Genomic DNA, 19,395 nt, shown 5'->3' with positions numbered 1-19,395 from the left:
TTTTCGACTGTTTTTTCGCGGGGCGCTTTTTCGCTCGGCTTAAGTGTCGGCGTTCCCCTCGGCCGCGCGCACGCGGTTTTTATCCCCGACGCAATCGAGGGTCGGGCTGCGCAGCGAGGCCTCGAAATCGACCGCGCACATTGGTCGTCCCAGATAATACCCCTGCGCAAGATCGCAACCCAATTCACGCAGGAAGTCGAATTGCGTCAGATGCTCGACCCCCTCGCCGACGACCTTCAGATTAAGGCTGTGCGACATGGCGATGATCGCCCGCACGATCGAGGCGCTCTCCTCTTTTTCCGTCATGTCGCAGATGAAGGCTCTGTCGATTTTTATGGTGTCGATGGGAAACATCTTCAAATAGGCGAACGACGAATAGCCGGTGCCGAAATCGTCGATCGACAACTGCACGCCCATTCCGCGCAAGGCTTTCAAGGTCCCCATGATATTTGTGGAGTCGTCGGCAAGCAGGGATTCGGTGATTTCCATTTCCAAAAGGTGCCCACCGACGCTGTGCCTTTCCATGACGTCCTGGATAATTTCCAAGAGGTTGCCTTGCTTGAACTGACGCACCGACAAATTGATCGCCAGTTTGTCGGGGGCGATGCCCTCCTCGTTCCATCGTGCAAGCCTGGCGCAAGCCTGCTCCAGAACCCACTTCCCAATATCGACGATCAGCCCGGTCTCCTCGGCGAGGGGAATGAAATCGGCGGGCGCGATCTGGCCGCGCACGGCATGGTTCCAGCGCAACAACACCTCGGCCCCGATGACCCTGCCCCGCTGCACGCAGACCAGGGGTTGATAGTACAGTTCGAGTTCATCGCGGGTGATGGCATGACGCATCTCGCGCTCGAGAAGCATCCGTTCGAGCACCTGCTCTTGCAGTTCCATCGTAAAAAACTGGTAGGTGTTGCGTCCCACGTCCTTGGCCCGATACATCGCGGCGTCGGCGTTTTTGAGCAACTCCTCGGGGGTGTCGCCATCGCGAGGAAACAGCGTAATGCCGATGCTGGCCGTAACATGCACCTCGGCGCCGTCGATGAACAGCGGCTCGCTCAGGGCGGCGAGAACCTTGCCCGAAACCACTGTCGCCGCCATCTCCTTGGCGATCGACGGCAGCGTGATGGTGAATTCGTCACCGCCCAGACGCGACACCGTATCCTCGCCGCGCACGCAGTTGGTCAAACGGCGCGAGACCTCCTGCAACAGCATGTCGCCGGCGGCATGACCCAGAGTGTCGTTAATCAGCTTGAAGTGGTCCAAGTCGATGAACATCAGCGCCGCCATGCGATTTTCCCGGCGCGAAATCTCCAAGGTCTGCCACAGCCTGTCCATGAACAACGTTCGGTTGGGCAACCCCGTCAAGGCGTCGTAATTGGCCTGATAACGAATACGCTCTTCATCCTGTTTGAGCTTGCTGATGTCGCTGAACAAGGCGACATAACTATCGACCGCGCCCGCGCCGTTTTCGATCACCGAAATGGACAGCCATTCGGGATAGAGTTCGCCGTTTTTACGCCGGTTCCAGACCTCGCCCTGCCAATTGCCCTGCGCAAGAAGCGTCGTCCACATCGCCTCGTAGAAGGCTTTGTCGTGACGCCCGGACTGAAGCATGCTCGGCTTGCGGCCGATGCCTTCCTCGCGACTGTAACCGGTGATCGTGGTGAAAGCCGGGTTGACGTCGATGATGTTATTGTCGCTGTCGCTAACCATGATCGCTTCGGTTGTATTATCGTAAACCGTCGCGCCTAGGCGCAGTTGTTTTTCGACCCTTTTGCGTTCCGTGATATCGTGTGCGACCAGAAGAACGAGATCGTCTTCGCTATCGTCGAGATTGATTTTTTCACCCGACAGCAAGAAATCTCGAATTTCCCCGGATTTGCAGCAAAATTGCACCTCCAAGTCGCGAAATGCGCCCTGGTTGGCGTGAAAGGCCTGAACGAAGCGTTCACGTTCTCCGAGACTGGGCCAAACGCCGATTTCCTGGGCGGTGTGGCCAAGCGCCTCTTCCCGGCTGTACCCTAGCGTATTGATCCAGGCGTCATTGACATCGAAATGCACGCCGTCCTTCAGTGTCGAAATCACCATCAGATTGGGACTGGCCATGAAGGCCTTGGTGAAGCGCATTTCCGAACGGCGCAAATCCTCCAATGCCGCGCGTTCGGCGGAAATATTACGTGCGTAGATGGCGATCCGCGTAACCTTTCCGGTGTCATCGAAAACCGGATAGTAGTTATCCTCGAACCACGCCCCGCGCACCGTCACCACCCCTTTGACCGGGTTGCGCCGGGCGATCACCTCACGAATCCACGACAGACGCTGCCGGTTTAGCTTTGCCTGGGGGTGATCGAAAAAAGTCTCTCCAAGAATAGCTTGGGCAGGTTTTTGCCGCCAGCGCGCCATCGCGTCGTTGACGAGCAGAACCTTGAAATCGAGATCGATCAGGGCCGCGGGATCCGGGGTCGCATTGAGAAACGCCCGCAGGTTTTCCGCGTTTTCCCGCTCCCGCTCCTCGGCCCGAATGCGTTCGGTGACATTGGCGCCGGTCCCCCGGTAACCTTCGAAAGAACCGTCGCTGGAGAATACGGGAACCCCGCTCAATTCAAAAACCGCCTCCTTGCCATCGGCAATTTCGGTCACATATTGAAAATTGCTGAAGGGTTCGTGTTTACGCAATTGCTCAAGATGGGCTTCGTAAGCCCCCGGTTCGCGCACAGAGCGAATCAGATCGGGGCGCGATAGGCCGATCACCGCGCTGGTTTGCAACCCCGTCGCCGCCTCGAAATGTGGCGAGAGATAGCTGAACCGTAGCTCGCTATCCATCTCCCACAGCCAATCTGTCGATGCCAGGGTGAAGTGGCGATAGCGCCGAGAGTTGCGCAGACGCACGTCGGATTTTTTACGCCTGTGCTCGGCGAATTGGACGGCCCACACCATTTTTTCATGAGTAAGGCCATCCATATCCAAAACATGGTCGATCACCGCCGACATCGGCTTGGGCGCGATGCGCACCCCGCCCGCCCGCAAAATCGCCAGGAGCATTTTTTTTGGAGCCACCCGGCGCAGTTCGATCAATCCTTCATCGGGCGCGCGATCGGCAAACTTGGGATCGACGATCAACCCACCGATTGTGTCGGCGTCGCGCCCTTTGAGGATATCCAGCGCCTCGCCCAGACTGTGCGCCGTGCGCACGCCACCCTCGGCCATCCACCCCAAGGCGTCCTTGACTCTCGCGACCGTTTCCGGTTGCGCGGAGATAATCAGAAAATGCATGTCCTGACGCTCGTGCATGTCCTGCGCTTTTCACTTTTTCCCGGGGATTGACGCCCTAAACGATCCGTCCGGGCGGGGGCATGCGCCCGGCGGAGAGGGGCGGCCCCACGGCGCCCCGCCCGGACGCGATAAAACCAGGGTGTCCCATCCATCCATGCTGATTTTTCTCATTAAAAAGAGCCCCCGCCTGCGATAGGCTTCCAAAACACGGGACGTGTCGCGCTCCAAAAGCCCGGATAAAACAGCCACGCCTCCCGGCGCTAGATGGCACTCTAACGCGTTGGCCATCTTCATTAAAGGCCGCGCCAGAATATTCGATACGATAAGGTCGTAAGGGCCGCCTCGGCAAACGCCACGAGAACGATACCCATGGCTTTGAAAGGCGCGCACGTAGCGCCCGAGAGCATTGCGCCCGGCGTTTTCCACGGTAACGGGAATGGCGATGGGATCGATATCGACGGCGATAACCCGCACCCGCCATAACCGCGCCATCGCCATCGCCAAGATACCCGAACCGCACCCCATATCCAGCGGACGAGCGAACTTGCGTTCTTTGGCCAGATCGTCCAAGGCGCGCAGGCATCCCGCCGTCGTCGCATGTTGGCCGGATCCGAACGCCGCCCCCGGATTTATGCACATCGCCATTTTTCCAACCGGAGCGGCGGCGTCAAAATGCGTGCCGTGGATAAAAAATCGCCCGACGGAAAACGGTGGAAACTGTTTTTGATTTTCCGCGACCCAGTCGTCGCTTTGCTGGCATTGCACGGCAAACGCCGGACAGGGCACGGCATTCGCCTTCGCCGCCCGGCTCAACGCCGCGGCAAGGGCGTCGTCGGAGGGCGCGTCGGCGCAAAATCCCTCCATACGCCAGGAAGCGGCATCGTCCTCGACGTACCAGGTAATTACCTGACAATAGGGCTCGAGCGCGCCTTCAAACTGGGCGACGACATCGCGCGGCACGCGAATCTCGACCCGCCATACTTTCTGTGCTTGTGCGTGGGCCATTCCCCTCCGGTATGCGTGAGCTTTATCTGCCCGTCAATGCCCTTCACACAAAAAATTAAAATAAAAAAATACGTTTGTTTTTTTCATTTGATCAATAAGGCCGGCCAACCAACGCAACAAATGCACGTTTTTCATTTTAGAACAAAATACTAAAATATTACTAAAGTTGAATATACAAAAACTCTAATACTAACAGCCATGATTTGCGTGCAAACATTAAGTTATGCTACAATTACTGCGGTTAAAAACACTAATAATGTATACAGGAGGGTGTAATGATGTCTGAGATGCTAGATAAGTACGGTCTCCCCATGGTTGGGTTGCTCGCGATGGCGGTATTTGTCGCTGTCTTTTATTAGGGTCAGGACCTCTTCATCCGGATCCGGCGCGTCTTTTCTCGGGGCGTAAAACCGAGGGGGGCATAAAACTGAGGGGAAGTCCTGCTATCGTGTTTCCAAGGTTGCCGCCCAAGGCTTCCCTGGAGACACGTTTTTTCGCCTCGGCGCCGTTCTGAACGCGGCTCCAACCTGAAACGGGGGGGCGAAACTTTATCCGATAACCGCCCCTCCGATAGCCGTCCCTATGAAACGAGAAAAAAGAATTGCGCGACCTTAAAGTGCGTCGGCGGGGCGTATAAAGGAGGTCATGACCTTTTTGACGCCCGCTTTATCGAAGGCGATCTCCAGTTTATCGCCGTCAACGGCGCGCACGCGACCGTAACCGAATTTTTGATGAAACACCCGCACTCCAACACCGAACGGCGCATCGTCGTCCGCGCCTTGCGTCCGCCGCCGCGACGCTTCCTGCCCGGTACGGGGGGCCGCGCGCAATCTGGCGGGAAACGCCACGGGAACCCCCGGTCCACCCGACCCGGCGTTGATCCCCGCGTTGCCGTACAGTCCCGTCTCGACGATGCGCTCGACATGCTCCCCGGGCAATTCTTCGAGAAACCGCGACGGCAGCGCACTTTTCCATTGCCCAAAAATACGCCGGTTGGCGGCGAATAAAATCACCGCGCGTTGACGCGCGCGGGTCAAGCCGACGTAGGCCAGACGGCGTTCCTCTTCGAGCCCCCGGGTTCCGGTTTCGTCCAGCGCGCGCTGATGCGGGAACAGGCCCTCTTCCCAGCCGGGCATGAAAACGGTGTCGAACTCCAGGCCTTTCGCGCCGTGCAGCGTCATCAAGGTGACTTTGTCGTCCTCGCTCGCGGTTTCGTTCTCCATCACCAGGGCGACGTGCTCGAGAAACATTTCCAAAGTCTCGAACGGCTCGATCCCGACCGTTAATTCCTTTAGGTTTTCGACTCGGCCCGGGGCGTCCAGCGCCTTGTCCTCGCGCCACATCTGCAGATATCCCGAACCGTTCAACACCTGATCGAGCAGTTCCGCCAGTTTGATTTCGGCGCTCCGCCCGCGCCAGGCTTCGAAGTGCGCGATCAGCGCACCCAGGGCGCGCCGGGCGGCGGGGCGCAATTCGTCGGTTTCGACCAAGCGTCCGGCCGCTCGATACAGGGAAATGCCCTGGGCGCGGGCGTACAGGTGGACATCGCGCAGGGACGCCTCGCCCAGCCCTCTTTTGGGAAGGTTGACGATGCGCATGAACGCTAGGTCGTCGTCGGGTTGGGCGATCACGCGCAGATACGCCACCACATCGCGAATTTCCTGGCGTTCATAAAAGCGCAATCCCCCGACCACACGGTAAGCGATGCCCATGGTTATTAGGCATTCTTCCAGTTCGCGGGTCTGCGCGCCTGTGCGCACCAGCACCGCCATCGAACTGAGGGGGTCGCCCCGGCGGTGGAGGGTCTCCATCTCATCGCCGATGGCGCGGGCTTCCTGGGGACTGTCCCAGACACCCCGCACACGGACTTTCTCGCCGCCGTCAAGATCGGTCCACAAGGTCTTTCCCAAGCGTCCCTGGTTGTGTGCGATCAGGCCCGACGCCGCCGCCAAGATATGCGGCGTCGATCGGTAATTGCGTTCCAGACGGATAATCACGGCGCCCGGAAAATCCTTCTCGAAGCGCAGAATATTGCCGACCTCGGCGCCCCGCCACGAATAAATCGACTGATCGTCATCGCCGACGCAGCAAATATTTTTGTGCTTCTGCGCAAGCAGGCGTAGCCATAGATACTGGGCGACGTTGGTGTCCTGGTATTCATCGACCAGGATGTAGCGGAACCGCTCTTGATAGCGCGCCAGAACATCGGGCGCGGCCTGAAATATGGTCACGCAATGAAGCAGTAGATCGCCGAAATCCGCCGCGTTAAGCTGTTTCAACCGCTCCTGATAGGCGCGATAAAGAGCCACAACGCGCCCCTCGGCGATGTCCGAGCCTTCCGCCCCGGTCACCTTTTCCGGGCCGAGGGCGCGGTCTTTCCAGCGCTGAAGAACTCCGCCCACGACTTTGGGCGGCCAGCGCTGGGAATCGATGCCCTGGGCGGGCAAAAGCTCCTTGATCAAACGATTTTGATCGTCGGTGTCCAAGATGGTGAAATTCGATTTCAGGCCGACCAAATCGGCGTGACGGCGTAAAACCCGCGCCGCCAGGGCGTGAAAGGTGCCGATCCACCACCCCTCGACGGGTCGGCCCACCAAATCGGCGACCCGTTCCTTCATCTCGCGCGCGGCCTTGTTGGTAAAGGTCACGGCGAGAATTTCCTGGGGATGCGCCTTGCCACTGAGGAGGATATGCCCGAGGCGGGTGGTCAGCACCCGAGTTTTGCCGGTCCCCGCCCCCGCCAACACCAGCACCGGACCGTCGGTCGTCTCGACCGCCCGGCGTTGCGTTTCGTTCAGACGTTCGAGGTGACGCGCCGACAACGCCCGCGGGGCGCCATCGGACGCCATCGGGTCATGGAAAGGATCGGAAGAATCGTTCATCGCCATGGTATAGCATGGCCGTCGGACGCCACGGAACGGCCTCGGTGGGCCAACCGTAAAAAAAATGCCGCCGCCATGACGCCGCCGCCCGGAAACGCGCATGGCGCGGCGACATGAGCGCCAAAACCTGAACCGAAGATAAACGTCGCCCTCAGGGGCCGTTCAGGCGCTTTGTGCCTTAATGGCGCAACACCCACCGAGCGAAGCGTTTTTTTAACACGATAGCCAAGAGGAAAAGCCCATGTCCCGCATCCGCAATTTCCCCCTTCGCCGCGTCGATCTTGTTCTGATCGTCGTCTCCGGCCTTTGGCTTATGATGCTGCCGATGCTCTGGAACGGATGATGCTTCCAACGCCCTGAAGTCGCCCACCGCGGGCGGAGATATCCGCCATAGCGGTGGGCGCGCTCGCGGCTCAATGGTCGAACGAGAGCGCCTTATCGTCCAGGTCCCGCTCGCTAAGACTACGGTCTCGGCCCGTCCGCTTGGCCATGTATAGCGCTTGGTCGGCCCGTTTGATCAAAACGCCGAGACTTTCGCCGTAGGCGAATTGGGCGATTCCCATCGACACCGTTATTTTTCCCATGTCTTCCTTGGTTTGGCGGTTGATCAAGTTTTTCGCGCTAATCTTATGGCGGATTTCCTCGGCCACCTTCTTCGCCTCGTCGATTTTCGTCTGCGGCAGAATGATGGCGAACTCCTCGCCGCCATAGCGCGCCGCCATATCGTCGGCGCGCACGGATGCCTTCAGTGTCGCGCCCAATAATTTCAAAACCTGATCGCCGACCTGATGCCCATAAGTGTCGTTAAAACGCTTAAAATGGTCGATATCGACCATGAGCAGACACAAGGGCGCGCCGTCTTCCATCGCCGTCATCGCGGCGCGGCGCAATTCAAGATCAAAACGCTTGCGATTGGCCAGTCCGGTCAGGGAATCGGTCATCGCCTCGCGGCGCATTTCTTCCAGGTCGTCCTTCAACTGCACGATTTCGCCGCTCGATTTTTCGAGCTGATTTTCCAGCGCCTTGTTGAGACGCTCCATGCCGCGCGTCTCCTTGATCACCTTGACGATCATGCCTTGCAGGTCTTCCGCGCCCGCGCCGCCAATGCTTCGCGAGGCGTCGCTTAGGGTCCGCCCATAACGCGCCGCGCCGTCGCCCGCCAAATCCAACGTCGTGAGGATTTTTGAGATTTCATTTTCGATCTGACCGGCCGTTTCGAAGAGATTCTTATTTTCTTCCTCCACCGTGAAAAAACGGCGAAACAATTCGTCACTGCGTTCAGGCGTGAAATTTTGACCATTGTCCAAAAGGATTTGCAGCGTTTGCGACAATTCGGGCCGCTTACCCGAAAAATGGCAATACCAGACCGCAAAATTATTTGGGTTGGCGACGACGCCCTTGGCCCGCATCAGCGTCAACGCCGCGCGCGCATACTCATCGGCCTGATCGGCGGATTCACTATACGACGTATCTCCCATCGAGACTTTCCCGTTTTTCGTCACGCCCCTCATCCCGGCACAAGACCGCCATCGCCCCAAGGTCCAAGCAATCCCGGTCCCGGCGTAATCCGGTCCCGGCGTAAAATGTGTTTTCTTTGTGAATAGCGCCCTTCGGTCATGATCGGCGCTGGCCAACACCGCCTAGGCGGTGTAAAAGCAGGGCTTAATGGTTCCAGGTGAACCCAGGTCCAACTCCAGCCGCGACCCCAGCCATGGCAGAAAACACATCGCGCGCCACCGCCGCCGTTTCCGACGGTCCTAGCGCACCCTCTCCCTATCACCTAGCCGTTGTCGTCCCCGTTTACAATGAGGAAGATAACGTCGCGCCCCTGATCGGTGAAATCGAGAGTGCGCTGAACGGCGTGTGCGCCTTTCAAATCGTTTACGTCGATGACGGCAGCGCCGACGGCACCGCGCGAACGTTGAGCGAGCAGGCGCGGCGGCTCGACAACCTGACGGTCATGCGCCATCGCGCCTGTTGCGGGCAAAGCGCCGCCGTCGCCACCGGCGTCGCCGCCGCGCAGGCGACCATCATCGCCACCTTGGACGGCGACGGACAGAACGACCCCAACGATATTCCCAATTTGCTCAAGGTTCTCGAGTCCGACGACGCGCCCGACACCCTTCTCGTCGCCGGTTGGCGCGCCAAACGCAAGGACACCTGGTCCAAGCGCATGCAATCGAAAATCGCCAATGCGGTGCGCGCCCGCCTGCTCAAGGACGATACCCCCGACACCGGGTGCGGCCTGAAGGTGTTCACCCGCACGGCCTTCCTCGACATGCCCCGCTTCGATCACATGCACCGCTTTTTGCCCGCCTTAATGATCCGCCGCGGCGGGCGGGTGCGCTCGATCGAAGTCAACCATCGCCCCCGCGAGCGCGGTCAGTCCAAATACGGCCTATGGGGACGATTGAAAGTCGGCATCATCGATATCTTCGGCGTGAACTGGCTGATCCGGCGCGGCTCCAGACCCGTTATCGAAAAAATAGAAGGCCCCCGCCCTTGAACCCCAAAGTTCTGATCCGTGGTTTCATCGTCATCGCCACCCTGATCGCCGCGGGATATCTCCTGCGCGCCTTAGAAAGCGGCGTCCTACTCGATGCAAGCTGGATCGACACCGCGGTGCGCGGACACGGCGTCAAGGGAGATATCATTTTTATCGCCGCCGTCACGATCGCCACCGCCGTGGGATTGCCCCGTCAGGCAATTTCGTTCCTCGGCGGTTATGGCTTCGGATTTCTGGCGGGAACCGGGCTTGCCCTGGCCGGTTCCATCTTAGGGTGCTTGCTCGCCTTTTATTACGCCCGCTTCGTCGGACGCGCATTCGTCACCGCGCGTTATCCCGACAAAGTCCGCAAAATAGACTCTTTCTTGCACGATCATACTTTCACCATGACGCTGATCGTGCGCCTGTTGCCGGTCGGCAGCAACGCCGTGACCAACTTGGCCGCCGGCGTTTCCAGCGTGCGCAGCCGACCGTTTCTCTCGGGATCGGCCCTGGGTTACCTTCCCCAAACCATGATTTTCGCCCTCATGGGCAGTGGCATCGCCATTGATCCGACATTGCGTATCGGCGTCGGGGTCGTCCTGTTCGTGACATCCAGCCTGCTTGGCGTCTATCTTTATCGCAAGTTGCGCCATGGCAAGAAATTGGACGACGCCGTGGATAGCGAAATCGGCGGCGACGCTTTGGCCCCCCCCTTAAACGAGGGGCGTGGCCCTCTTGACGCATCGGGAGAACGGCAAAAATGATTTCATCGTCCCCACATCGTCCCCTCGACGGTCCAAAATTGTGGATCTTACTCTGGTTTTTGGTCATGACCGCGGGAATCATGCTGCGCCCCTACCTGCCGATTGATGAAACCCGCTACATCACCGTGGCCTGGGAAATGTGGCGCGACCATTCGTTTTTGGTCCCCCATCTCAACGGTGAACTGTATTCGCAAAAACCGCCTTTGCTTTTTTGGATGATCCACTTGGGATGGGCGATCTTCGGCGTCAACGATGTCACCCCACGCCTCGTGGCCCCGCTGTTCGGCCTCGCCAATCTGTTCATGACCTACCGCATCGCTCGCCAATTGTGGCCCAGCGACGCCGACGCCCTAATCGCGCGCATCGCCCCGCCGATGGTTCTGACCGGGTTTTATTGGGCGGTTTTCTCGTCGATGACCATGTTCGACATGTTGGTCACGTTTTTCACCCTGATGGGGATTTCCGCTCTGCTCGGCGCATGGCGCGCCGGCGGCGGACGTGGTCATTGGCCCGCCTTTATCACTCTCGGACTCGCCATGGGGTTCGGCGCATTAGCCAAGGGGCCGGTGATTTTGCTGCACTTGCTACCGATCGCCCTGCTCGCCCCTTACTGGGGTCGTGTCCTGTCCTTCGCGCCCGAGATCGCGCCCAGGCGCGATAAGGCGTTCTGGAAAAAGTGGTACCTGTCGATTCTGATCGCCGTCGCCATCGGCTTCGCCGTCGCCCTGTCATGGGCGATCCCCGCCGCCGTCGTCGGCGGACCGGCCTACGCCGACGCCATCTTCTGGAGACAGTCGGCCGGGCGCATGGTCAAATCCTTCGCGCATCGCCGTCCTTATTATTGGTATCTGCTGCTGCTGCCCGTCCTGTTATTGCCGTGGACGGTTTGGCCCCGCCTATGGGCCGCCGTCGGCGGATGGACATCCTGGCGTGCGAAAGTCGGGTTGCGGGCGGCGTGGCGTGATGGCGGCGGACGATTCTTGCTGTTGTGGATCGTTCCGGTGTTTATCGCCTTTTCCCTAATCAGCGGGAAACAGCCCCACTACCTATTGCCGGAATTTCCGGCGATCATGGTGCTGTTCGCCTTCTTGCTGGTCCGCCATCAGGACCGTGCGCAAGCGCAAGAACAAACCAAGAAAGCCATCGACTGGACAATCCGCCCCCCCGCGCTTTTCATCGCCGCCCTCAGTGCGATTTTGATTATCGCCATCTATGGCGCTCTTTTGCTCGCCCGATTTGATCTGGGTGGCATTCCGCCCTGGCTGCATCTTGTCGAGGGGTATTGGTTGGTCTTTCCGCTAGCGGGCGGCGCACTTCTCGCCTGGCGCGGACGCGGGCGGCGCGTCGGCGCGCAGGTCGCGGCCCTATCGAGCCTGGCGATGACCCAGATCGTATTTCTGCATCTCGCGCTCGCTCCGGCGTTGCACGCCGCCTACGACCTCAAACCGATCTCCCTCAAGCTTAAGGCTTGGGAGGACGCCGGGCGTCCCTTCGCCCAAGTCGGCAACTATCACGGCCAGTATCAATTTCTTGGCCGTTTGAAGACGCCGATGGGTGAATTTCGCACCCTGGATGAAGCAACCCAGTGGCTGGGCGAGCACCCCAACGGCGTTCTCATCACCTATCCCAACGAAAAAACCGCGGACAGCGCCCGCGCATTGTATTTTCAAGATTATCGAGGGCAGTATCTCGCCGTCTGGGATAGCGCACACAGGCCGCCGGCGCAATGAGCCTTGCCGGGCCGTTTTCGTAAAAAATTCATCCTCCGCGCACTTGACAGAATGGGGGGATCACCTTAGATCGTTGGCACTCACATAGGGCGAGTGCTAATAATCGCTGGAAATTGTGTTTTCCCCTTTCCTAGAAAAAACCTTTATCGGAGGAATACCCATGAAATTCAGGCCTCTTCATGATCGCGTGCTGGTCAAGCGCGTGGAACAAGAAGAAAAGACGGCAGGCGGGATCATTATTCCCGACACCGCCCAGGAAAAGCCGATGGAAGGCGAAATCGTCGCTGTCGGCAGCGGCGCGCGTAACGAAGACGGCAAGGTCGTCCCCCTGGACGTCAAGGCCGGCGACCGCGTTCTGTTCGGAAAATGGTCCGGAACCGAAGTCAAGATCGACGGCGTCGAACTGTTGATTATGAAAGAATCCGATCTCCTCGGCATCATCGAAAGCGGGAAAAAGAAGTAAGCCTTTTTATTTCTCTTTCTTCCGAAATTTTCGACCCAGCACAAGGATTGATAAAATATGTCTGCTAAAGAAGTGAAATTCGGCGTTGACGCCCGCACCCGTCTGCTCAACGGTGTCGATACCCTGGCCAACGCCGTCAAAGTGACCTTGGGGCCCAAAGGCCGCAACGTCGTCCTCGACAAGTCCTTCGGCGCACCGCGCATCACCAAGGACGGCGTCACCGTCGCCAAGGAAATCGAACTGACCGACAAGTTCGAAAACATGGGCGCGCAGATGGTCAAGGAAGTCGCCTCGCGCACCAACGACGAAGCCGGTGACGGCACCACCACCGCCACCGTGCTGGCCCAGGCCATCGTTCGCGAAGGCTGCAAGTCCGTCGCCGCGGGCATGAACCCGATGGACCTTAAGCGCGGCATCGACATCGCCGTCGAGGCGGTCGTCGCCGACGTGCTCAAGCGCGCCAAGAAGGTCAAGACATCCGCCGAAGTCGCCCAGGTCGGCACCATTTCCGCCAACGGCGAAAGTGAAATCGGCGCGATGATCGCCAAGGCGATGGAAAAAGTCGGCAACGAAGGCGTCATCACCGTCGAGGAAGCCAAGGGCCTGACCACCGAACTGGACGTCGTCGAAGGCATGCAGTTCGACCGCGGCTACACCTCGCCTTATTTTGTCACCAACGCCGACAAAATGACCTGCGAGATGGAAAACCCTTACATCTTGATCCATGAAAGCAAGTTGTCTTCGCTGCAGCCGTTGCTGCCGGTCCTCGAAGCCGTCGTGCAATCCACCCGTCCGCTGCTGATCATCGCCGAGGATATCGAGGGCGAAGCCCTGGCGACCCTGGTCGTCAACAAGCTGCGTGGCGGACTCAAAGTCGCCGCCATCAAGGCTCCGGGCTTTGGCGATCGGCGCAAGGCGATGATGGAAGACATCGCGATCCTGACCAGCGGTCAGGTAATTTCCGAAGATCTCGGCATTAAGTTGGAAAATGTCAGCCTGGATATGCTCGGCACCGCCAAGCGCGTCGTCATCACCAAGGAAACGACCACCATCGTCGATGGCGCCGGAGCCAAGAAAGACATCACCGCGCGGTGCAACCAAATCCGCGCTCAGATCGAGGAAACCACCTCCGATTACGACAAGGAAAAACTGCAGGAACGTCTGGCCAAGCTGGCCGGCGGCGTCGCCGTTATCCATGTTGGCGGCGGTTCCGAAATCGAAGTGAAGGAACGCAAGGATCGTGTCGATGACGCCCTGCACGCCACCCGCGCGGCGGTCGAAGAAGGCATCGTCCCCGGTGGCGGCACCGCGCTTCTGTACGCCGTCAACGCGCTGAAGAAGGTCGAGGGCGTCAATGGCGACCAAAACGTCGGCATCGGCATCGTGCGCAAGGCCCTTCAGGCCCCGGTACGTCAGATCGCCGAAAACGCCGGTTTCGACGGCGCCGTGATTTCCGGTAAGCTGCTGGAAAGCAAGTCCGCCACCGAAGGCTTCGACGCCCAAAGCGGTGAGTTCAAGGATCTTGTCCAGGCCGGTATTATCGATCCGGTCAAGGTCGTACGCACCGCGTTGCAGGACGCCGCCTCGGTCGCCGGCCTCTTGATCACCACCGAAGCGATGGTCGCCGACAAACCCGAACCCGCCGGCAACGCCGCCGCTGGCGCGCCCGACATGGGCGGCATGGGCGGTATGGGCGGCATGGGCGGTATGGGTGGCATGGGCTTCTAAGTCCCGTTCCATCCGGCGCTCTGTTTCGCCATCGAAAAGGCCCACCTCAAGTGAGGTGGGCCTTTTTATTTCACCCCACGGGACGCCCTCTATGAGGGGTCGTCCTTCATCGGGTGGCGTGGTCGCGCGCGGTTTCGTTCGCCAGGACACGCCGGCGGAGATGATTTTAAATATTTTGACAAACAATCGTTTGGTATGTATCAAGGATACGTTATAGAGACACGAGGAACGCACATGCCGATACAAAAAACGGATAAGGAAGAGGTCATTGCCGGCGCCTTGGAACTTTTCCGCCGCCAGGGCTACCAACGCACGACCATGGCCGACATCAGCGCCGCGTGCGGTCTTCTGCGCGGCAGCCTTTACCATTATTTTCCAAGCAAGGAAGACCTCGCCGAGGAGGCCATGGGTCATGTCGATACCCTCTTCAAGGACACTATTTTTTCCATAGCCGAGGATGAAACGGCGTCCCCCACCGCGCGCCTTGCACGCATGGGGGCGGCGACCGAGGCTTATTTCACGGCCCGGCGCGGCGGCTGCCTGATCGGCAATCTCGCCCTTGAAACCCTAGACACCATCCCCGAGTTCAGGCCGCTTATTCGCCGTTATTTCGAGCGTTGGATCACCGCGTACGCCCACATTTACGCGGCAGGCGGCATGTCTCCGCGCGCGGCGCGCGCGGAAGGGCGCAAGGCCGTCGCCTTAATTCAGGGGGCCTTGATGATGTCGCGCGTCTTCGAGGATACGAGCGCATTGCAAGACGCCATGATGAAGCTATCGAAACACCCCCCGACGCCCGAAAATGAGGTCGAGGAGGCCCGAAACCGGGACCTCAAGCAAAATTAACCCCACGCAGAAGTGGACAAGGGCCGGTAGAAAACCGGCGCCCGGAGCGAAAAATGGGTTGTATTCAAAAAACGACCCAAACCTTGGCCCGAACCTTGGCCCAAACCTTGATACGCATTCTATTTTTATCAAACAACCGTTTGTTTCAAAGGAGCCGAGATGACCAACGACGCCCCACATACACCGAACGCGTCACCCACAAACGATCCCCGCCCCGAGACGCCCGGCGCCCCCCTGCGGCGGTGGGGCATGCGCATCGGCGGCGGTCACGCCGCCCCCCCAGGCGCGCCATCGCTCATCCATGTCGCCCGGGTTTGGTGTGGGGCGCTCATCGCCATCGCCGCTTTGGCTTTCCTGACCGAAACGACGCAGCACCCCCTGCTGCTCGGCTCTTTCGGCGCGACGTGCGTCCTTGTCTTCGGGTTTCCCGACAGCCCTTTTTCCCAGCCTCGCAACGTCATCGGCGGGCATGTTCTTTCGTCGTTCACCGGGTTGGTTTTTATTTCCGTCCTGGGCGTAACCTGGTGGAGCGCGGCGCTCGCCTTGGCCACCGCGATCGCCGTCATGCAACTGACCCGAACCGTGCACCCGCCCGCCGGATCCAACCCGGTGATCATTATGCTGACGCACGCAAGCTGGCCGTTCCTGCTCAACCCGACGCTGACCGGGGCGGTTATCTTGAGCGCCATCGCCCTGGCGTTCCATACCCTGACCCGCAAGGCGCCCTATCCGACGTATTGGTAGGAGCCCATCGAGGAACCGGGAACGGGCCGGCGCGCGATCACAAGGTCGCGAACCGCGCCCGCGCGCCCCGCTCGATGGCCGCCGCCGATAGACGATCGACGTTGAGGTGATGGCGCAGCATTTCGAGATAGAGCAATTCTTCCTGATGCGCCTCACCATCAGCGGCGACGATATCGCACGCCAGGGCGTAGGCGGTATCGCGCAATTTCGGCGGCAACGCTCCTTCGATCAGGTCCAACGCCATATCGAGACCGTTTTCATCATCGAGCAGGTCGGCGCACGACGCCGCCGTACTGGGCAGCGCCTCGGCGGGATAATCATAAAAGACCGGCACCGTTTCCACGATCGAGCCGATACGCTTCAACTCGGCGTCGGTCATCTCCCGATCCGCCGCCGAAGCCAAGACCATGGCGTAGATCAAAGCCGCGTGATGCGAAATACCTGTCATAATGGCTCCTCGTTACCGTTTGCGGAAAAAACGCATGGCGGCGCGAACCTCGTCGCGCCCCACATCCAGAACTTAGCATTTCTGCGCCCGGCACTCCAGAAATGTCGTTATGCATGTCCCCGCGCGCGATCACGGCGCGCTTAGAAACCCCCGAACCTCGGCGATGGCGTCTTTCAAGCCGCATCGCAACACCTCGACCCCTTCGGGAAAGGCCGTCGTCAGGCGCGTGGGCAAGGCCCCGTCGAGCATGATGAAAACGCCCCGGTCGCCTTGTTGACGCACCAATCGTCCGAAAGCCTGCTTCAATTTCAAGCGTGTCAGCATGTCGTCGTAAGCCCCCATCCCGAAGGCCTGGCGACGCGCCTTGTGTAAAATGTCCGGGCGCGGCCAGGGCACGCGATCGAATACGATTAGGCGCAAGGAGCTGCCCGGGACATCGATCCCATCACGCACCGCGTCGGTGCCGAACAGACATGAATTCGGTTCGGCGCGAAAGATGTCGATCAGCGTCCCGGTGTCCAGGGGGTCGATATGTTGGGCGTACAGCGCAAGGCCCGCGTCATCCAGCGCCGGGGCGATGCGCGCGTACACCGTACGCAAGCGGTTGATCGCCGTGAACAGGCCCAAAGCGCCGCCTCCCGCCGCCAGGAGCAGTTCCCGATAGGCCGCGGCGACTTGATCGGCGCTGTTTTTGTTGACGTCGGTGACGACGACAACCCGGCTCGCCTGGGCATAATCGAACGGCGAGGCATGGGCGAAGCGCACGACGTCACCGGGGATATGCCGCGCGCCGGTCCGCCGGTCCGCCGCGAGCCAGCCCGCGTTTTCACTATCCGGCGCATCGCGCAGCGTCGCCGACGTCACCAGGACGCCATGGGCGGAGGCTTCCATGACCTCGGCGAACGGCGCCATCGGATCAACCCAATGACGGTGCAGGGAAAAATCGACATCCCGTCCGCCAAGGCGCTCCGCACTCAGCCAATCGACGAATTCGGCCGGCGTTTCGCCCTGCCGTAAACTGTCGAGCATGGCCCGCCACGCCTTTACGGGGATCAGGGCGCGTCGCTGCAGACTGAGGATCACCCCTTCGATACGCGCCCGCTGGGCGCTGTCGAGTTCATCGGCCTCGTCGTCGAGTTTGTCCGCCAGACATGCCGCCAGCGCGCCCAGGGGTTGGGCCAGGGCGCGCAAGGCGTCGTCCAGATCCCGCGCCGCCTCGAACAGGCCATCGACCGGGGGGCGTGTCGGCGTTTCCAGCGAATAGCCGCCGGCGCGCTTGTGCGCGCAGCGGGCATAGACCTGATCGCGCACGCAGAGCAAAAAGGTTTCCGCGGGACCGTAGGGCTGCCCCCCGGAAAGACGCTGGAGCCATCCCACCCCAGGGAGCGCATGGGCCGCTTTGCGAATATCGACGATCAAATCCTGAACCTTGCCGTCATCGCCGATGAGGTCCTCAAGGCGCGCCTTGAGGCCTCGCGAGCGCGATCTGGCGCCTTCTTCCGCACCCAGTATCCAGCGCCGCAGGTCGCCCCCTTCGCGTCCCGAAAGCTGCGCCGAAAAAGCGCTGTCGGCGGCGGAGAAAAGATGATGTCCCTCGTCGAACACATAGCGCGTCGGCGCCGACGGGTCACGCTGTGCCCCGCCCGTCGCCTCCATCATCGCGGCGTGAGCCAGAACCAGGGCGTGATTGGCGATCACCAACCGGGCTTGACGTGCGCGGCGTTGGGAATGTTCGATAAAGCAGCGTTTATAGTGCGCGCACGCCGAATATACGCATTCCCCCCGGGTATCGGTCATATCCCAGGTCATCGCACGGCCCAGGAGGTCGCCCAACCAAGCGGGGAAATCGCCGCCGATCATGTCGCCGTCTCGGGTGAATTGCGCCCAGCGCGCCATCAAACCCAACGCCACCGCGTCCTGTGGACGGGCGGGCAGGCGGGCGAGCGCCTCTTCGAAATTGAGCAGGCAGAAATAGTTTTCGCGGCCCTTGCGCACCACGACGTGGCGGTTTTTTTCGTCGGGATCGGGGTAAAGACGATCCAGTTCGCCGTCGAGCTGGCGTTGCAAATTGCGAGTGAAGGTGCTGATCCATACCGGGGCGGCGTTTTTTTCCGCCCACACGCTGGCCGGGGCGATATAGCCCAGGGTCTTGCCGATGCCTGTGCCCGCCTCGGCGAGGATAAAGTGGGGACGCCCCTCCGCCGCCATCGGGGTGAAGGCTTCGGCGGCCCCGGCGCTGTAATCGGATTGCTGCCGGCGGCGCTCCGCCTTACCGCCCGCCCCCAGAAGAAAATCCAGCCGCGCCCGCGCCTCGTCCGGCGCGACGCCGTCATGACCGGGGGGACCCTCGGGGGGGCGTTCCTCCCACTCCTTCAGCTTGTTCCAGACCCTGAACCCTTCGAGAAGATTGCGCGTGTGCGGGGTATCCCGACCGGGATCCACGCCCAACGCCGCCAGGACATAATCGGCCCACGGCCAACCGCCCTGCTTCATCGCCCACGCCGTCGGGGCGAGATCGCGGCCCAGCAGCGGGGCGTCTTCGGCCAATTGCCCCAGCAGCGCCGCCGCCGACCCGAGAAGACTTTCGGCCTCGCGCGCCATCGTCGCGGGGATCGGCAGGTCCAGTTCCTGAGCGACACCCCGCGCGGTAGGCAGGCAAAAGCGAGCGGGCCGCACGAAGGCGAACAGCTCCAAAACATCCAACACATGGATCGTCTCGAGATCGAGCCGTTTCGCCGTCGCCCGGCCATGGCAAACAAGAACCGGCCCATGGGGTCGTTTCCCCCCTATGCCGGAGGACAGCGTCCGGCGCGCTTGGGCCGAGGAAAGGCTACGCACCTCGCCATGAACATCCACCATGACCGCGCCACGCACACCGACGACAAGAGCGCGCATCCCCGCGGGAAAAACATCGGCGAACCGACGTGGGTCGGAGTCGCCTTGCGATCGTCTCGCGGACGAACTTTCGGGCGGCGTTGCGGATGGCGGCACGGGCGAATTCATGGGCCGAGTATAACGCGCCCG

At 60.4% G+C, this 19,395-nt stretch carries 13 protein-coding genes; 7 read left to right on the top strand and 6 right to left on the bottom strand.

What is annotated here, in order from left to right; genetic code table 11:
- Positions 1-39: 39 nt before the first annotated feature.
- The 4 genes from P3M64_RS11720 to P3M64_RS11705 form a co-directional block, all read right to left on the bottom strand.
- Complete coding sequence (locus P3M64_RS11720; RefSeq protein ID WP_132938534.1) at positions 40-3,291, bottom strand: sensor domain-containing protein; 3,252 nt, start codon at positions 3,289-3,291, stop codon at positions 40-42.
- A 12-nt stretch (positions 3,292-3,303) separates the two neighbouring features.
- Positions 3,304-4,278: a 50S ribosomal protein L11 methyltransferase gene (locus P3M64_RS11715; RefSeq protein WP_132938535.1), complete on the bottom strand. Its 975-nt coding sequence runs from the start codon at positions 4,276-4,278 to the stop codon at positions 3,304-3,306.
- A 611-nt stretch (positions 4,279-4,889) separates the two neighbouring features.
- Complete coding sequence (locus P3M64_RS11710; protein ID WP_456119828.1) at positions 4,890-7,166, bottom strand: ATP-dependent helicase; 2,277 nt, start codon at positions 7,164-7,166, stop codon at positions 4,890-4,892.
- 407 nt (positions 7,167-7,573) lie between these two features.
- Positions 7,574-8,638 (bottom strand): GGDEF domain-containing protein, encoded by a 1,065-nt coding sequence (locus P3M64_RS11705; RefSeq protein WP_165886262.1) that lies wholly within the window; start codon positions 8,636-8,638, stop codon positions 7,574-7,576.
- A 233-nt stretch (positions 8,639-8,871) separates the two neighbouring features.
- Here P3M64_RS11705 and P3M64_RS11700 point away from each other — a divergent pair, with 233 nt between their 5' ends.
- The 7 genes from P3M64_RS11700 to P3M64_RS11670 all read left to right on the top strand — a co-directional run bounded on the left by P3M64_RS11700 (position 8,872) and on the right by P3M64_RS11670 (position 15,923).
- Complete coding sequence (locus P3M64_RS11700; RefSeq protein ID WP_132938537.1) at positions 8,872-9,666, top strand: glycosyltransferase; 795 nt, start codon at positions 8,872-8,874, stop codon at positions 9,664-9,666.
- The gene (locus P3M64_RS11695) at positions 9,663-10,412 is read left to right on the top strand and encodes a TVP38/TMEM64 family protein (RefSeq protein ID WP_243644733.1); all 750 of its coding nucleotides are present in this window, start codon (positions 9,663-9,665) and stop codon (positions 10,410-10,412) included. The genes P3M64_RS11700 and P3M64_RS11695 overlap by 4 nt, the downstream gene beginning before the upstream one ends.
- A gap of 65 nt (positions 10,413-10,477) precedes the next feature.
- On the top strand, positions 10,478-12,142 hold the full coding sequence (locus P3M64_RS11690) for an ArnT family glycosyltransferase (protein ID WP_165886263.1): 1,665 nt from the start codon (positions 10,478-10,480) through the stop codon (positions 12,140-12,142).
- Positions 12,143-12,302: 160 nt separating this feature from the next.
- Complete coding sequence (groES, locus tag P3M64_RS11685) at positions 12,303-12,605, top strand: co-chaperone GroES (protein ID WP_132938540.1); 303 nt, start codon at positions 12,303-12,305, stop codon at positions 12,603-12,605.
- 57 nt (positions 12,606-12,662) lie between these two features.
- The gene (groL, locus tag P3M64_RS11680) at positions 12,663-14,333 is read left to right on the top strand and encodes a chaperonin GroEL (RefSeq protein ID WP_132938541.1); all 1,671 of its coding nucleotides are present in this window, start codon (positions 12,663-12,665) and stop codon (positions 14,331-14,333) included.
- A gap of 234 nt (positions 14,334-14,567) precedes the next feature.
- Positions 14,568-15,179, top strand: a complete 612-nt coding sequence (locus P3M64_RS11675) for a TetR/AcrR family transcriptional regulator (protein WP_165886264.1) — start codon at positions 14,568-14,570, stop codon at positions 15,177-15,179.
- A 159-nt stretch (positions 15,180-15,338) separates the two neighbouring features.
- Positions 15,339-15,923 carry an HPP family protein gene (locus tag P3M64_RS11670; RefSeq protein WP_207893122.1) on the top strand — a complete coding sequence of 195 codons (585 nt, stop codon included), beginning with the start codon at positions 15,339-15,341 and terminating at the stop codon, positions 15,921-15,923.
- Positions 15,924-15,960: 37 nt separating this feature from the next.
- On the opposite strand, the gene P3M64_RS11665 is transcribed toward P3M64_RS11670, so the two are convergent.
- Positions 15,961-16,371: a tellurite resistance TerB family protein gene (locus P3M64_RS11665; protein WP_132938543.1), complete on the bottom strand. Its 411-nt coding sequence runs from the start codon at positions 16,369-16,371 to the stop codon at positions 15,961-15,963.
- A 129-nt stretch (positions 16,372-16,500) separates the two neighbouring features.
- Positions 16,501-19,266: an ATP-dependent DNA helicase gene (locus tag P3M64_RS11660; protein ID WP_243644734.1), complete on the bottom strand. Its 2,766-nt coding sequence runs from the start codon at positions 19,264-19,266 to the stop codon at positions 16,501-16,503.
- Positions 19,267-19,395: the final 129 nt, after the last annotated feature.

The sequence above is a fragment of the Varunaivibrio sulfuroxidans genome, from assembly GCF_029318635.1.
Taxonomy (GTDB): domain Bacteria; phylum Pseudomonadota; class Alphaproteobacteria; order Rhodospirillales; family Magnetovibrionaceae; genus Varunaivibrio; species Varunaivibrio sulfuroxidans.
Note: the sequence above shows the minus strand (reverse complement) of the source record. Positions and strands in the feature narration are given on the sequence as shown.

Bases quoted from the DNA above. Each gene is read 5' to 3' on its own strand.
- P3M64_RS11660 (WP_243644734.1), bottom strand. From the start codon at position 19,266: ATGCGCGCTCTTGTCGTCGGTGTGCGTGGCGCGGTCATGGTGGATGTT.
- P3M64_RS11710 (WP_456119828.1), bottom strand. From the start codon at position 7,166: ATGGCGATGAACGATTCTTCCGATCCTTTCCATGACCCGATGGCGTCC.
- P3M64_RS11715 (WP_132938535.1), bottom strand. From the start codon at position 4,278: ATGGCCCACGCACAAGCACAGAAAGTATGGCGGGTCGAGATTCGCGTG.
- P3M64_RS11690 (WP_165886263.1), top strand. From the start codon at position 10,478: ATGACCGCGGGAATCATGCTGCGCCCCTACCTGCCGATTGATGAAACC.
- P3M64_RS11720 (WP_132938534.1), bottom strand. From the start codon at position 3,291: ATGCACGAGCGTCAGGACATGCATTTTCTGATTATCTCCGCGCAACCG.
- P3M64_RS11705 (WP_165886262.1), bottom strand. From the start codon at position 8,638: ATGGGAGATACGTCGTATAGTGAATCCGCCGATCAGGCCGATGAGTAT.
- P3M64_RS11665 (WP_132938543.1), bottom strand. From the start codon at position 16,371: ATGACAGGTATTTCGCATCACGCGGCTTTGATCTACGCCATGGTCTTG.
- groES (WP_132938540.1), top strand. From the start codon at position 12,303: ATGAAATTCAGGCCTCTTCATGATCGCGTGCTGGTCAAGCGCGTGGAA.
- P3M64_RS11700 (WP_132938537.1), top strand. From the start codon at position 8,872: ATGGCAGAAAACACATCGCGCGCCACCGCCGCCGTTTCCGACGGTCCT.
- groL (WP_132938541.1), top strand. From the start codon at position 12,663: ATGTCTGCTAAAGAAGTGAAATTCGGCGTTGACGCCCGCACCCGTCTG.
- P3M64_RS11670 (WP_207893122.1), top strand. From the start codon at position 15,339: ATGACCAACGACGCCCCACATACACCGAACGCGTCACCCACAAACGAT.
- P3M64_RS11675 (WP_165886264.1), top strand. From the start codon at position 14,568: ATGCCGATACAAAAAACGGATAAGGAAGAGGTCATTGCCGGCGCCTTG.